This is a genomic window from Ignavibacteriota bacterium (assembly GCA_013285405.1).
GTDB lineage: Bacteria > Bacteroidota > Ignavibacteria > Ignavibacteriales > Ignavibacteriaceae > IGN2.
In genome coordinates this window covers 35,946-52,557 of the sequence record CP053446.1, presented here as the reverse complement: position 1 = coordinate 52,557, position 16,612 = coordinate 35,946, and the positions used below count along the sequence as shown (strand labels likewise).

General features: G+C 36.1%; 11 protein-coding genes. 9 read left to right on the top strand and 2 right to left on the bottom strand.

The features are described from left to right. Positions 1–5: 5 nt before the first annotated feature. From HND39_00260 to HND39_00225, 8 genes are all read left to right on the top strand, one after another. On the top strand, positions 6–509 hold the full coding sequence (locus HND39_00260; GenBank protein ID QKJ94827.1) for a cupin domain-containing protein: 504 nt from the start codon (positions 6–8) through the stop codon (positions 507–509). Between the two features lie 482 nt (positions 510–991). After that, entirely contained in the window at positions 992–7,621 is a 6,630-nt protein-coding gene (sprA, locus tag HND39_00255; GenBank protein ID QKJ97815.1) for a cell surface protein SprA, read from the top strand. 78 nt (positions 7,622–7,699) lie between these two features. Continuing rightward, a complete protein-coding gene (locus HND39_00250; protein ID QKJ94826.1) occupies positions 7,700–9,268 on the top strand; it encodes a bifunctional response regulator/alkaline phosphatase family protein in 1,569 nt (522 codons plus the stop codon). 1 nt (position 9,269) lies between these two features. Next, entirely contained in the window at positions 9,270–9,701 is a 432-nt protein-coding gene (gene tsaE / locus HND39_00245; protein QKJ94825.1) for a tRNA (adenosine(37)-N6)-threonylcarbamoyltransferase complex ATPase subunit type 1 TsaE, read from the top strand. Continuing rightward, positions 9,685–10,356 carry a tRNA (adenosine(37)-N6)-threonylcarbamoyltransferase complex dimerization subunit type 1 TsaB gene (tsaB, locus tag HND39_00240; protein QKJ94824.1) on the top strand — a complete coding sequence of 224 codons (672 nt, stop codon included), beginning with the start codon at positions 9,685–9,687 and terminating at the stop codon, positions 10,354–10,356. The genes tsaE and tsaB overlap by 17 nt, the downstream gene beginning before the upstream one ends. Beyond that, the gene (locus HND39_00235; protein QKJ94823.1) at positions 10,353–11,072 is read left to right on the top strand and encodes a DUF1573 domain-containing protein; all 720 of its coding nucleotides are present in this window, start codon (positions 10,353–10,355) and stop codon (positions 11,070–11,072) included. The genes tsaB and HND39_00235 overlap by 4 nt, the downstream gene beginning before the upstream one ends. Then, positions 11,072–11,911 carry an acetyl-CoA carboxylase carboxyltransferase subunit beta gene (locus HND39_00230; GenBank protein ID QKJ94822.1) on the top strand — a complete coding sequence of 280 codons (840 nt, stop codon included), beginning with the start codon at positions 11,072–11,074 and terminating at the stop codon, positions 11,909–11,911. Before HND39_00235 ends, HND39_00230 begins: the two co-directional genes overlap by 1 nt. Positions 11,912–11,918: 7 nt before the next feature. Further along, entirely contained in the window at positions 11,919–12,770 is an 852-nt protein-coding gene (locus tag HND39_00225; GenBank protein QKJ97814.1) for a pantoate--beta-alanine ligase, read from the top strand. Here HND39_00225 and HND39_00220 read toward each other — a convergent pair. Next, positions 12,767–13,525 carry a type III pantothenate kinase gene (locus HND39_00220; GenBank protein QKJ94821.1) on the bottom strand — a complete coding sequence of 253 codons (759 nt, stop codon included), beginning with the start codon at positions 13,523–13,525 and terminating at the stop codon, positions 12,767–12,769. The genes HND39_00225 and HND39_00220 overlap by 4 nt on opposite strands. Beyond that, on the bottom strand, positions 13,525–14,298 hold the full coding sequence (locus tag HND39_00215; GenBank protein ID QKJ94820.1) for a biotin--[acetyl-CoA-carboxylase] ligase: 774 nt from the start codon (positions 14,296–14,298) through the stop codon (positions 13,525–13,527). The genes HND39_00220 and HND39_00215 overlap by 1 nt, the downstream gene beginning before the upstream one ends. 365 nt (positions 14,299–14,663) lie before the next feature. Between HND39_00215 and dnaK the strand changes: the two genes are divergently transcribed. Beyond that, positions 14,664–16,586, top strand: a complete 1,923-nt coding sequence (gene dnaK / locus HND39_00210) for a molecular chaperone DnaK (GenBank protein ID QKJ94819.1) — start codon at positions 14,664–14,666, stop codon at positions 16,584–16,586. Positions 16,587–16,612 lie beyond the last annotated feature (26 nt).

Below are 16,612 nucleotides of genomic sequence, written 5' to 3'. Positions count from 1 at the left end.
TTCCGATGCACTTAAAAGCAAAACAGTATATAGAGCAGCTTCATCTAAAAAAACATCCTGAAGGCGGTTATTATAAAGAAGTATATCGTTCCGGTGAAATAATTTTACCTGAGCATCTGCCGGCAAGATATAAATCATCAAGAAACTTTTCGACTTCAATTTATTTTCTGCTTGATGGAAAACAATTCTCCGCATTTCATCTTCTTCAATCCGATGAGCTCTGGCATTTTTATGATGGATGTACTGTAATCATTTATATAATTAATCAGAAGGGAGAGCTCGATATTAAAAGATTGGGAAAGAACAAAGATTGTGAGCTTCAAGTTGCATTAGAAAAACAAAACTGGTTTGCGGCTGAGCTTGAAGACAAAAAATCATTTGCACTTTTTGGATGCACTGTTTCACCGGGATTTGAATTTGATGATTTTCAGATTGGAAGCAGAAAACTTTTAACCGAAAAATTTCCAAAGCATGAAAAGCTCATACGCACGTTCACCAACCCGGATTGACTTAAATCGTTAAAGACTGCATACACAAGTTTGATACTCAAATTCTGACCAATATTAAACATATATAGGATATATATTTTCATTGCAAATTAGTTTGTTTCACGTAAATTTTGCGTTAGAAAAAACTTGTTTTTAAAAGAACCACTGCGAAGTAACAAAAGGATATCTTATAGAATAATTTCTACAATTGGTTACTAATTAAATTCGGATATATCCTTAAGGGAAAGTTCATTAAACACAGGATCCTAAATCTGGCTAAAGAGATTCTTCGCATTTGTCTGTTTGCACTTGCGATTTTCTTCGCAGGAATCAATCTTGGATTCCAATCGCCGCAAAAGCCCAATCTGAATCATCCATTGTGGTTCAATGCTATTTTTAAATCCGTGCAGGCTGAATACAATCAAACTCTTCAGCAGGAACACTTAACAGAACCAACCTTCAATTCACTACAGCCTGATAATCAGACTTCATCATTAAACCTGATGGATTATTTACTTCCTCCTGAGAATCCGGATGGAATGGAATTCGATTTTGAAATACCAGATTCAGATTCCGGAGAACAAAAAACCGGTGAAGAAAAAATAGAACTCGATCCGAAAGAAATGCTAAAAGATTCCACAGAAGTTTTACCTGATTCCCTGCTTGCAAAAGAAGATTCACTAAAAGTTGATACGGTAAAAATTGATTGGAGAACTTTAGACTCTACTGCCAGACTTGAACAATTCAGATTTCAGCGCGAAGAAAAACCCTATATTGAAGCAGGAGAGAAGAAGCAGTCAAAATTTTTTGCACAGCCTACCACAAATTTAAAACAGCGATCTGTAAAGATTGATTCAACAGGACAATATGTTGAAGTTCGTGAGAAGATAGGAACGCACGAGCCTAAGCTTGTACTCAGAATGCCTCTTGAAGATTATATTAATTTGAAACTTGGTTTAAAGGAAAGAGAGGACTGGGAAAAACTTGCTTATGCCTATGAATTAAAAAGTGGGACCGTCGGGCTTGGTGAATTGATTACAAGTTTTACTGATTTTGAAATTCCATTACCAAGTGTAGGAGTACTCAGCATTTTTGGAGAACCAAAAATCAGTTTAAAAATTGGCGGCTCCGTTCAAATTCATGGTGCGTGGAGAAACGAAACTACTGAAGGTGTAACTGCAAACCGGCTTGGTAATACAAGAAATGAACCTGATTTTAAGCAGCAGGTGCAAATAAATGTTAGCGGAACGATTGGTGATAAACTGAATATTAATGCTGACTGGAATACTGAAAGAACATTTGAGTATGAGAATCAGCTAAAAATAAAATACACTGGATACGAGGATGAAATTATCCAGAGTATTGAAGCCGGAAACGTTTCAATGCAAACTCCTTCTTTGATTGGTGGTGCCGAAGCACTCTTCGGTGTGAAAGCTTTATTTCAAATGGGTCCTTTCAAACTAACAACTCTCGCAAGCCAGAAGAAAGGTGAAACAAAAGAAGTTGCAGTTTCCGGCGGTTCAACCTCACAGGAATATTCCGTCAGAGCGTATGATTATTCTGAGAATCACTATTTTATTGATAAAGTTTATTCTGACCGGAATCTAAAAATATTCGAAAATTATTATGCCAACATTCCTTCTCAATACAATCCTGAATATAACGTCAATGAAATTGAAGTCTGGAAATCTATCAATCAGGTTGTAGCGGATCAATCAAAAATAAGATATGCAAACTGTTTTATTGATTTACCAACATTAAATGATGTTGGAGGAACATATCCGCCTTCATACAAACAGCCGCTTGAAAATCCGATTGCCGGGCAGCAGGAAACCGGAAGGTTTTTAAAACTTGAGGAAGGAACTGATTATATATTACATCCGGAAACGGGGTATTTATCTTTTAAGACTGCTTTGAACGAACAGGATATTATCGCAGTTGCTTTTAAACAAGGTCCAAACAATGTTAATACGTACGGACAATTTTTAAATACGATTACACAAACTGATACTCTGATTGTTCTTAAACTTGTAAAGCCAAGAAACCTTCAGCCATCTTATCGGGAAGCCTGGAGTCTGAGATTAAAAAATATTTATCCAACCGGTGCAAGAAACATTAAGCAGGAAGGATTCGAGTTTAAAATTAAATATGAGATTGTTGGTCAGGAACCTTCAGAGGAACTTCAAACTACTAATGGAAATAATGTAAGATTAATTCAGGCATTCGGATTTGATCAGCAGGGATCAGGTGGAAGCCCTGTTCCCGATAACATATTTGACTGGCGCCCTGGTTTAACGATTTTCCCTGAAACCGGAGAAGTTATTTTCCCAACTCTTGAACCGTTTGGCAAAGATATTCCGGCTGGTCTTGAAGATAAAGTTTATCAATCAATTTATGACACAACAAAAACTTATGCACGGCAGGATAAAGGACCGGATAAATGGATATTCAACGGTAAAAATACCGGCACAAGTTCAGCAACCTATCAGCTTGGATTTAACATTGTAGAAAATTCTGTAAAAGTCCGGCTGAATGGAAGAGAATTGAAAGAAGGAACTGACTATACAGTTGATTATAATATTGGTCAGTTAACAATTCGAAATGAAGCTGCACTTGTTCCCGGTGCAGATCTGAAAATAACGTATGAACAGAATGATCTGTTTCAGCTCGCATCAAAAACTCTTCTCGGTGCAAGAGGTATTTACGATTTTTCTGATAAAACTCAACTTGGTTTTACTGTGATGAATCTGAACCAGGAAACATTGAGCGACAAAGTAAGAATAGGTGAAGAACCACTCAGTAATACTATCTATGGGCTCGATTTCAAAACAAGCGCTGACCTTCCATTTATAACTAATGCACTTGATTTTTTGATTTCAACAAAAGATATGTCAACTTTTACCTTTAATGGTGAATTCGCTCATATGTCTCCTGATCCAAATACTAAGAAAAGTACAATACCTGCTGATGCCGGTAAGAGCATTGCTTATGTTGATGATTTTGAAGGTGCGAAAAGAGTTGTACCAATCGGTGTTAATTATACAGGATGGAAGGACTTGAGTGTTCCCGAAGGACTGAACATTATTGGAGGATTATCCCGGTTAGAAAGAATGGATTTTAAAGCAAAAAGCATTTGGTTTACTGTTACTCCTTCAGATGTTGTGGTAGATAGTATTTATGGCGGCAGAAAGCAAGTTGCGCGTTCTGATCAGCAGATAACCGTACTTGATTATGTTTTTCTTCCGGATACACCCGGAACTTATAACTGGAATCCTGATCTTGTTCAGAAACAAAATAACTGGGGCGGAATGCAGCGGCTGCTTTCGTCAACTGCAAACAATCTGGTTGAACAAAATATTGAGTTTCTTGAATTCTGGATGCAGATTAAAAATGCACCCGCTGGTGCTTCTTTGAATATTGACCTTGGTGTGATTAGTGAAGATGTAATTCCGAATAACAGACTTGATTCTGAAGATAAAAATTTTAATGATGCTATTGATGAGGGAGAAGATACAGGTTTAGATGGAGAATTTGATGCACAGGAAAGAGTTACACATTCGAGCACAAAATCAGATCCGAGCGGCGATGATTTTACATTTTCCGGAGAAATATTATCTATCTTTGATTATTTCAATATCAATGGCACGGAAGGAAATGCTGTACTTACAGACGTTGGATTATTACCCGATACAGAAGATTTGAACCGTAATGGTTCTGTCGATCTGGCAAATAATTATTATCGCTATACTGTACCCTTGACAATCGATACTGCTTCAAATCCATTTATTGCCGGAGGAGGTTGGACTTCTTCTAACTGGTTTTTATACAGAATACCTTTGAAGGATACTTCATCTGTTCAAGGCAGCCCAAGTTTTTCAAATGTTGAAACTATAAGAATGTTTGTTCAAGGCGTTGACTCTTTAGTGTGGGTGAGGATAACAGAGTTTAACCTTGTGGGAAATCAATGGCAGAAATTAGTTGTCAATGATTCCGTATTGGCTGTTTCAACGGTTAGCTATGAGGAAAACCAGAGATACACAAGTCCTCCGGGAGTATTCAGAGAAAGAGACAGAACCAGACCTGATGAAGAAATTTATAATAATGAACAAGCGCTCAGTTTAGTTTATACTGATTTACCCGAGGGTGAATCACGTGAGGCAGTTAAATATCTTTTCAGACCTCTGGACGTTTTTAGTTACAAAGAAATGAAATTATATATTCATGGTGACCTCGATAAAAAAGTTGGCGGTCTTTCATACAATGATCCTCTCACGGGCAAATATTCAGCAGAAGCATTTTTCAGATTCGGTACCGATACGGCAAATTACTACGAATATCGTCAACCGGTAGATTCTGGCTGGACAAGCGTTTCAATAAATTTCGCGGACCTTACTGCAATTAAAGTTGCTGCCGCAGTTGTAGATTCTACAGGTAGAATTAGTGTTCCCGTTCCGGGGTCACCAGGACATTATTACATTCTGAAAGGTAATCCAACTTTAACAGCAATTAAATTTTTATCTGTCGGTGTTTTAAATCTGAATGATCCGACATTTAATCCAGGACCATTATCCGGTGAGGTATGGATAAATGAAATAAGAGTTGTTGGTGCAGACGACACTCCGGGATCAGCGTTTACTTTTAGTACTTCACTGAAGCTGGCAGATTTGATGACGGTTAATTTTAATGCAAGTCATAACGACCCATATTTTCATAGATTGTCCGAGAGGTTCGGTTCGAGAGTGGAAAATCAAAACTGGTCTGTATCTACTGATCTCGACGTTCTGAAAATTTTTCCTTTTAATATGAGAGAAAGTAATCTTAAAGTTAATTACTCACACACAGAATCTCTTGGAAAACCATTATACATTCCGGGCACTGATGTAAAAGTAGATGAAGCTGCCGATCAATTGGTAAATGTTGAACCTGATTCTCTCGGTAATAAAAAAACACCGGAACAGCTTTACATTGAAACTCAAACGCTCTCTGTCACGAATTCTATTTCATCTTCAAACATCAAATTAAAAATCCCAACAGACTTATGGTACATAAGAGACACATGGAACTCATTAAGTTTTGGCTTCAATTATAGTAACAGGTTTAACCGAAGTCCAACCGTACTTGAATCAACAAGCTGGTTATGGAATGCATCTACTAATTATGCTTTTAATTTCAGCCCTGATCTTTATATCAAATTATCTGATCTGCCGGTTGTTGGAATTGTGTTCTCACTATTTAAAGATTATAAAGATTTGAAAATTTATTTTGCGCCTCAGAATTTCAGTGCAAACTTTACGGCTAACCGTAACAGGAACAGTAATCAAACCAGACCAAGACCCGGAGTTCCAACCGATGCGATTGTATCGCAGGATTTTACTACCGGAAGAGGTTTCAATTTTAACTGGAAACTGACTGAAGGTGGACTGTTAAATTTAAATCTAAACTACAACGTTAACATGAATTCTACACTTGCCAATTTACTTCTTGACTCAACGGGTGCAGAGAGAACTGAAGGTGATATTTGGAATGATATTATAAATGGAGCTGGATTCGGACAGGATTATCGTTATCAGCAATCTTTTGATTTAAGAACATCTCCAAAACTTCCTTCACTTTGGGATATAAATAGGTTCTTCACATTAAATGCAGGATATTCCGTTGGATACAGATGGGATTATGATCTACGTCAGGAAGATATCGGACGAAGTGCAGGTAATACTCAAAAATTTACAGCAGGAATGGTTCTGCGCTGGAAATCTCTTACTGAACCATTATTCGGCAGTGAGGATTCAAAAGAAAAAACCGAAACTAAAACTGGTACTAATCCTGTCGTGACAGATGATACTTCAAAAGTTGTTATCTCTGATAAACCATCTTCAATCGGCAGAGCATTTCAATTTTTAGTTTCAGCTATTAAATACGTCTTCTTCGATTGGGAAAACTTTACATTTAATTACGGTCACGATTACAGCGTATCCAAATCAGGAATTAAAGGTACCGGTACCGGCTTTTACAATTTTTGGGGAATTACACAAAGCGATGATAATGGACCTTCACGTGCTTTCCAGCTTGGATTGAGCAGCGATGTCGGACCGCGTTCATTTGTACCAAATGCTAACACTAATCTTAGTGATATATTCACTGAAAAGAACAGTATTGACTTTAAAACTGCAAGACCGTTGTGGGAAGGAGCAAAGATTGATATAAACTGGAACGTCAACTGGTCTGAAAATAAAAATGTATCACTTAATGCTGATGGGCTTGGCAACATAACAATTACCAATACAACTGCAACCGGAAGTTTAACAAGATCATTTCTTTCACTGCCGCCAAGCTTACCTTTAGTTGAATCAGGAATTAAAAAAGTTTTTGCATTGTATAATCCAAATTCTGCTGATCCGCGCAAAAGTCTTTCCGATGCATTTGTTGAAGGGTTTGAAACTTTACCGATACTTTCCAATTTACCGATGTTTAGTGATGTTAACGAATACATCCCGAGGGCTAACTGGAGAATAACCTGGGATGGTCTTGAAAAAATTCTATTCTTCAAATCTCTGGCTGAACGTATCTCTCTTGAACATTCTTATAGTTCCACTTACACTGAAGGCTGGAAACTTTCAGCCGAAGGTAATCAGGAAATTCAAACTCAGCGTGTTGAATATGGATTCACACCTTTCGTTGGCTTAAACATTACTTTCGGTCAGGTTTGGGGCGGAAACCTAAATGGCACTGTTAAATTTTCTTCGAGAACAACCTATGATCTCAGCGCAAGCACTACAAATATCAATGAAACACTATCGAGAGATATTGGGTTTACTGCAAGCTTTTCAAAATCCGGATTTGAAATCCCATTGTTTGGAGTTTCATTGAAAAATGATGTTGAATTTTTAATTTCCTATACAAGTACGAAAAATTCGGTTGTCAGATATGAAATGAATAATTTTACTGAAGATGGTATCCCGCAGGATGGAACAACGAGAACCACAATTGAACCAAGGATTAAATACACAATCAGTTCGAAAGTTTCATTATCGATTTACTACAAAAGATCTACGGTTGAGCCCGAAGGTGCAGCAAGAATACCTCCCACAACCACAAATGAAGCCGGACTGGATGTAAATATTGTGATACAATAAACCACTGATATTATTTAATTCGGCTTTTTTATAATATTATTGAATAGATAACTAAACGAATAGTAGAAAGAGATTGTAATGACTAAAAAAAAATTGCTTTGGGTAGATGATGAAATAGATTTACTCAGATCTCACATAATTTTCCTATCTGAAAAAGGATATGAAGTTGATACAGCGATGAATGGTGCTGATGCGATTGAATCAGTTAAAGAAAAAAATTATGATTTGATTTTTCTTGATGAGATGATGGCTGGAATGGGCGGACTTGAAACTCTCGCTCAGATTAAAGATATAAATCAGAATATTCCGGTTGTGATGATAACAAAAAGTGAAGAAGAAAGTCTGATGAACGATGCTATCGGTGGAAGAATATCAGATTATCTTACAAAACCTGTTAATCCCAGTCAGGTATTGCTTGTATGTAAAAAAATTCTTGAAGGTAAAAAAATCTCCGGGCAGTATGCAGCCAAAGATTATTTACAAGACTTCAACCAGATTTCTCAATCATTAGTAAGTAATCCTGATTTTGCAGAATGGATTGAGATTTATCTTAAACTCGTTAACTGGGAAGTTGAACTTGATGTTCATCCGGAAATTGGATTGCAGCAGACATTAAATGATCAAAAGCGTGAAGCAAATAAAGAGTTTTCAAAATTTGTCGAAAAGAATTACAAAAACTGGATTAATTCGATTGGAAATATTGATACACCAACACTCACACCTGAAATTACTGAGAAATACGTTCTCAACCATATAAAGCCCGGCGGACCATCTGTATTTTATTTTGTACTTGATTGTTTAAGAATGGACCAATGGTTGATAATCGAAAAGCATCTGCACGATTTATTCAAAATTGAAAAAGATTATTACTATGCAATTCTCCCGACCTCTACACCCTATGCCAGGAATTCTTTATTCAGTGGGTTATTTCCTTCAGAAATAGAAAAATACTATCCTGATTTATGGTCAGGAAATGATGATGATGAAAACAGTATGAACAAGTACGAAAAAGAATTGCTGCAATTGTTGTTAAACAGGAAGCGAATCAATCTTAAAAATGATCTGAAGTACATTAAAATTATTGATCCAGAAGTAGGACGGAATTTTGAACAGAATATTCTTTCATATAAGAACAACCAATTCACTGCTGTTGTTGTCAACTTTCTCGATATGATTGCTCACGGAAGATCTGATTCCGATATATTAAAAGAAATTGCACCCGATGAACCCGCATATCGCTCACTAACAAACAGTTGGTTTACTCATTCATCTTTGTTCGGTACTTTTAAAGCTATTGCGAGAATGGACAACGTGAAAGTTGTGATTACAACCGATCACGGAAGTATCAGATCGCTTCGTGGTGCAAAAGTACTTGGAGATAGAGAAGCATCAACCAATCTGAGATTTAAATATGGACGAAATCTGAAGGTTGATGATAAACATGCTATTTATATTAAAAATGCACAGGACTATAAATTGCCGAAACGCGGCGTTACAATTAATTATATCATAGCTAAAGAAGATTTCTATTTTGTTTATCCAACTGATTATCATAAATATCTTAGCTACTACAAAGATACATTCCAGCACGGTGGTATTTCGCTTGAAGAAATGATTTTACCTGTGATAACTATGGAGCCTAAATAATTTGGATCACTTTCCGTTCAGGATAAATACCCGCAGCGAAGAAGAATCTGCCATACTTGCCGCAGATTTTATAAAGTTATGTACTCAAGGTGAAAGAATTGTGTTGAATGGTGATCTGGGTGCAGGAAAAACTTTTTTCATAAAAGCTGCATTGGCTTCAATTGGAATTACAAATGTGAATAGTCCATCGTTCGCTATTGTTAACGAGTACCATAACAGTAGTCAAATTTATCATTTTGATTTTTACCGGTTAAAAAATTATGTAGAACTTCTTGATATTGGCTGGCAGGATTATCTGAATGATGAGGAATCTATTATCTTTATTGAATGGGGTAATCGTTTCAATTCAATCTTACCCTCAAAAAGAATTGAGATTAATATTTTGACCTTAACCGGTTCGGAAAGAGAATTCAGCTTTGAAAAAATTAGCTGAGTTAAAACCAATGCTCGCAATTGAAACTTCAGGAAGTGTTTGTGGAGTGTGTTTATTCTATTCTGATGAAAAATATTTTTCATCTTCAATAAATTTGAAGCACTCCCATTCGGAAAAAATATTTGAGATAACAAAAAACTTATTCAGGATCGCAGGAATTCAATCAAGAGACCTGGATTCAATTGCCGTATCTGAAGGTCCGGGATCATTTACCGGTTTACGCATAGGATTTTCTGCTGCTAAAGGAATAGCTCATGGAGCTAACCTTTCAATTATTTCTGTCCCAACATTTGAAGCATTCGCCTATCAACTCTCATTCATTTTGGAAAATAATGCTGATTTCATCATTTCAAGTAAAGTCAACAATGATGAGGTCTTTTTTACAAGGTTTCAAATTAAAGACAACAATTATATATTTGGACAGGCGTTAACAATTTTGACAAATGAGCTTTTCATTGAAAAAGCTGAGGGTCACAGAGTTTTTGGAAATTCCGGACATTTAGTAAACCAAAGTAATAAATTTCCTCTTGTCCCTGATCCACTTTTCATCGCAAAATGGGCTGTTGAATTTGGTCAGGATAAAAGGACATTTGATTACGATTTTTTAGAACCAAATTATTTGAAAGATTTTATTATAAAGGAGAAAAGTAAATGATAAAGAACATTCTGATTTCATTCGTTTTATTTTCATCAATAATATTCGCCCAACTCATACAACCAAAGCTGGTTCTTCAGCAAAAAGAATATGATTTTGGTGATATTAAACAAGGTGATATCGTTACTCACACTTTTGTTTTATCCAATAGCGGTGGTGATTTGTTAAAGATTTCTAATGTCCAGGCTTCTTGTGGATGTACTGCTGCAGCTCCCGAAAAAAATGAGCTTGGACCTGGTGAATCAACAAATCTTACTGTTAAGTTTAACTCTGCTGGTCGAAAAGGAGTCCAAACAAAAACAGTCAAGATTTCTTCCAACGATCCACAAAATCCTGAAATGACGATTACTATTCGCAGTAATGTAGTCCTTCCCTCTGAAACAAGTACAGGCGATCCGGTTATTTATGTTACAGAAACCCAACACGATTTTGGTAAAGTTAACGAAGGCGATAAAGTAGATTATACATTCAAATTTGTAAATAAAGGATCATCGAATCTCATAATAAGTGATATAAAAACTTCCTGCGGATGTACAGCAGCGTTATTAAGTGCGGATAATTTAGAACCTGGTCAGGAAGGAACAATCAAAGTTGAATTGGATACTAAAAACAGATCGGGAAAAATGAGTCGTACTGTTACTATAAAATCCAACGATCCGAAAGAATCAACGAAAATACTTACTATTTATGCAGATGTTGTTAAAAAAGGAAGCTAATGCCCTGGTTCAGCAGATCAAAAGATAACATATCACCTGATTCACAAAAAAAAGATTTACCAGACGGTCTTTGGGAAAAATGCCCGGGATGCGGTGAAATAATTCATAAGAAACAACTCGAGGTAAATCTATGGACCTGCCTCAAGTGTGACCATCATTTCAGAATTGGCAGTGAAGAGTATATAAATATTCTTCTTGATGACGGAAGTTTCAAGGAAATGCATAAAAAGATGCGATCGCCTGATCCTTTGAGTTTTGTTGATACTAAAAAATACAAGGACAGATTGAATAATACTGTAAAAGCTCTCGGTCTTTACGAAGCAGTTCGTGTTGGTACCGGTAAAATTGAAAAAAGAGAAGTGGCTTTTGCATGTATGGATTTTCAGTTTATTGGCGGAAGCATGGGTTCGGTTGTTGGTGAAAAGATTTCCAGAATAATTGATAAAGCATGCAAAGAAAAAATTCCACTGATAATTATTTCCGAGAGCGGTGGTGCAAGAATGATGGAAGCAGCTTACTCATTGATGCAGTTAGCTAAAACAAGTGCAAGATTAACACGATTAGCTGAACTCAATCTCCCTTACATTTCTCTGATAACAGATCCAACAACTGGTGGAACTACCGCAAGCTATGCGATGCTTGGTGACATAAATATTGCAGAACCCAATGCATTAATCGGTTTCGCTGGTCCGAGAGTAATTAAACAAACTATTGGAAAAGATTTACCTGAAGGATTTCAAAAATCAGAATTTTTATTGGAGAAGGGATTTATTGATGTTATATCCCACAGAAAAAATTTAAAGCAAACGATTAGTGATCTCCTCGAACTAATGACCTGAGGCAGAAATTAAAACTGTTTCATCCCCACAAGAAATTTTATCCATCTCAAAAAAATTAAAAGCAGCCGGTAAGAAAATCGGTTTTGTACCAACAATGGGTTTCCTTCACGAAGGTCATTTGTCTTTAATCCGGGAATCAAAAAAGAAATGTGATGTAACTTTCGTCTCTGTCTTTGTCAATCCAACACAATTCGGTCCATCTGAAGATTTTAACAATTATCCTCGTGATATTAATAGAGATAAAAATCTTTTAAAGAATGAAAAAGTCGATTTTTTATTCTTACCTCTTACTGAAGAAATCTATCCGCAAAACTTCCAGACATACGTTAATGTTGAACACATCACAAAAAAACTTGAGGGTGAATTCCGTCCAACTCATTTTCGTGGTGTTGGAACTGTTGTGTTAATATTATTTAATTGTGTTCAGCCCGATTATGCATTTTTCGGACAGAAAGATGCACAGCAGCTTGCAGTGATTAAACAGATGGCAGAAGATTTAAAACTCGATATTCAAATTATTGGCTGTCCGATAATCAGGGAAAGTGATGGTCTAGCGATGAGTTCGAGGAATATTTATCTTTCTACTGACGAAAGGAAAGATGCACTTGTTCTGAATAAATCTCTTATTCTTGCAAAACAAATGATTGCTGAAGGTGAAAAAAAAGTTAATAGAATTTTATCTGAAATGCATGAATTGATTTCTTCTGTAACCACAGCAAAACTTGACTACATTAAGATTGTTGAAGCGAATACATTTGAAATAATAAATGAATTACTATCCGGAAATGAAGTTTATATTTTGATCGCATGTAGGATAGGGAAAACGAGACTTATTGATAATGTAAAAATCAAAGTCTAAGATACATCGATAGGTGTATTCAGTTCATAAACCTTTTGCAAACCTTTCAGAACTAATGCCTCATCAAAAATAATTTTTGGATCCAGATAGGGAAGTATATATCTGGCATTTCCACCTGTAGCAAAAATTATTGGCTGAACTCCTGAATTCTTTTCAAGATAGTTGATTGTTTCCTTAATCATCCCGATTGTTGCTGTTATTACACCACTCAATATTGATGAGTTGGTCGATTTTCCTATTATCCCTTTGTATGAGTCCTGATTTACAAGAGGTAATTGAGCTGTCTTTTCATTTAAAACTTTTAGCATCGTCTTGATTCCGGGTGAAATCAACCCACCTAAGAATTTTTTATCTGGCGAAACTATATTTATAGTTGTGGCAGTTCCAAAATCTATAGTCACAAGATATTGGTTACTGGAGAGCAATTGGTTTTTTAATGCAATACTAAAAGCGCCTGATGCTGAACAAAGTCTATCTATTCCAAGTGTTTCAGGAGTTTCGTAATCAATAATAAAGCTGAATTTATTTTGAATACCTGCCTTGAAAACAGGAACGCTATTTTTAGAAATGGTTCCAACAATATCTTCTTCAAAAGCTTTGTTTACTGAACTGACTGCTACTTCATCAAAAGATAATTTGTTAATATAATTCAGAAAATCAGCCCGATCAGAATGGATTTTGTAACCGGCAATATTATCTCCATCAAACAAAGCTGATTTGATGTTAGTGTTGCCAATATCAATAGCCAGCAGCATCAGATGAAACTCACATCACCGAAATGAATTTTTTCAATTATATCATTATGCTTGAGCAGCAAGTAACCATTTTCATCAATATCATAAAAAATTCCAGTCTTCATTATTTCATTATCAGTGACCGAGATCTTATCTCCAATCATTTTGCATTTAGACCTCCAATCGTTCAAAATATTATCCGGATTCATTGAGAGTTCATCTAAGTGTTCTTCAAAAATATTCAGGATTTCAGCAAGTATATTTTCGCGATCAACTGTATCTCCCGTTTCCAGCTTCAATGAAGTTGGTGGTAAATTAAATTCACCTTGAAATGCGACCTGGTTTAAATTTAGACCAATTCCAATTACAAGTCTTTCAATCTTGCTTCCTTTAACAGATGTCTCAGTTAAAATTCCGGCTACTTTTTTCTTGTTTATTAGTACATCATTTGGCCATTTCAATTCTGTTTTAATCTGAAATAAATTTTCAATCGCATTTACTACGGCTAATGAAGCAGCAAAATTTAAATGATTGATGTTTATTGCTGATATCAATTCTTTGGTCAACAGAATCGAGAATGTAAGATTTAATCCTTTTGCACTTTGCCAGGTCCGGTCTTTCCTTCCTTTCCCTGATAATTGCTTCTCAGCTAACAATACCGTTCCATTCATTTTATAATTTTGTTTTCCACTGAGCAGTTCAGTATTCGTTGATCCGATTTCTTCACAATAGATAAAATTTCGTCCGATTATTTCAGTCTCTAACTTTATATCAAAGTTTTCCAGGGTGAACATATTTACTCCATTTTCTTTTGTAAAGTTACTTAATTGATCAGGATTTTTTTGTGAACAGTCATTACATTGAACTACCTGAGTCAAATAATTTTGTAATAGGTTCGATCCTTATTCCAGAACTTACAGTTACCTGCGTTGCAAGATTGTCAGATTAATAACTTTCTTAATTACAAACTGTTGCCATTGTGTCAAGGTGTATGACTCCTCGATGATTGAAATACAAAGATTAAAAAATGTTAAGTGCTTAATAATTAAGGTGTTATGGAAAATGATCCATTTGGCATTTATCTTGGCAATAATACGACTTACTGAAAAGAATTTTTAATATCAGTTTTTAATACAATATAAAATAAAGGAGAAATAAAATGGGAAAAATAATTGGAATTGATTTAGGAACGACGAATTCGTGTGTGTCGGTTATGGAAGGTAATGATCCTGTTGTGATACCAAATTCCGAAGGCGGAAGAACCACACCGTCGGTGGTTGCATTTACAAAGTCCGGTGAGCGTTTAGTTGGTCAGCCAGCTAAACGTCAAGCGATAACAAATCCGAAAAACACTATTTTTTCTATAAAGCGATTTATGGGAAGATTTATCAATGAAGTTGGTACCGAGAAATCTGAAGTACCTTATGAAGTGATACCAGGTGACAATAATTCTGCACGCGTAAAAATTCAGGACCGTGTTTATTCTCCGCCTGAAATTAGCGCAATGATTTTGCAAAAAATGAAAAAAACTGCCGAAGATTATCTTGGTCAACCAGTAACAGAAGCAGTCATAACTGTTCCCGCATATTTTAATGATTCTCAAAGACAGGCAACAAAAGATGCAGGTGAAATTGCAGGTTTGCATGTAAAAAGAATTATTAATGAACCAACGGCAGCTGCATTAGCCTATGGTCTGGATAAAACAAACAGAGATCATATGGTCGCAATATATGATTTAGGTGGTGGAACTTTTGATATATCAATCTTGCAGCTTGGTGATGGTGTGTTTGAAGTTAAATCTACTAACGGTGATACTCATCTTGGTGGCGATGACTTTGACCAAAGATTGATTGATTACTTAGCAGATGAATTCAAGAAATCAGAAGGGATAGATCTTAAAAAAGATCCAATGGCATTGCAGCGATTAAAGGAAGCAGCAGAAAAAGCTAAAATAGAATTATCATCTTCTACCTCAACCGATGTTAATCTTCCGTTTATAACGGCAACACAGGAAGGACCGAAACACTTAAATATTAATTTGAGCAGAGCAAAATTCGAACAGCTAATTCATGACCTTGTTGACAGAACTAAAATTCCATGTCAGCAGGCTATGAAAGATGCGGGAGTTAAACCGTCGGATATCCACGAGGTAATACTTGTTGGTGGATCAATCAGGATACCGATGGTTCAACAATTGGTTAAGGATTTATTTGGCAGAGAACCACATAAAGGTGTTAATCCGGATGAAGTTGTTGCAATCGGGGCTGCTATCCAGGGCGGAGTGCTTGCTGGAGATGTAAAGGATGTTTTATTACTTGATGTTACACCATTGTCGTTGGGTATCGAAACACTCGGTGGTGTTATGACGAAGCTTATTGATTCTAATACAACAATCCCTACAAAGAAAAGTGAGGTTTTCTCAACAGCATCAGATAGCCAGCCATCTGTCGAAATTCATATCCTTCAGGGTGAACGTCCGATGGCAAATGACAACCGGACACTTGGGAGATTTCATTTGGATGGGATTCCACCGGCACCAAGAGGTATTCCTCAGATTGAAGTAACCTTTGATATTGATGCAAATGGTATTCTTCATGTTAATGCAAAAGATAAGGCAACAAATAAAGAACAAAGTATCAGAATTACATCTTCAAGTGGTTTGAGTAACGAGGAAATTGATAAAATGAAACGAGATGCAAAAGAGCATGCTGCAGAAGATAAAATGAAAAAAGAAAGTGTTGATGTAAGAAACCAGGCTGATAGTCTTGTCTTCCAGACTAAAAAACAGATTGAAGAAATGAAGGACAAACTTTCTGCTGATGCCAAATCTAAACTTGAGACCGAAATTAAAAAAGTTGAAGAGGCAATTGCAGCTAACAATTCTGAGCAGATGAAATCCGCAACTGAATCGTTAAATAAAGTATGGAATGAAATAGCATCTCAGCTTTATCAGCAGGCTGGGCAGCAGCAAGGAAATCAGCAGCAATCTGCAACTGGTTCCGAACAAACAAATGATAAGAAAGAGAATGTTCAGGATGCTTCATACGAAGTAGTTGATGATAACGATAACAAAGACAAATAAATTTATTATTCAGGGAGGATTACTCA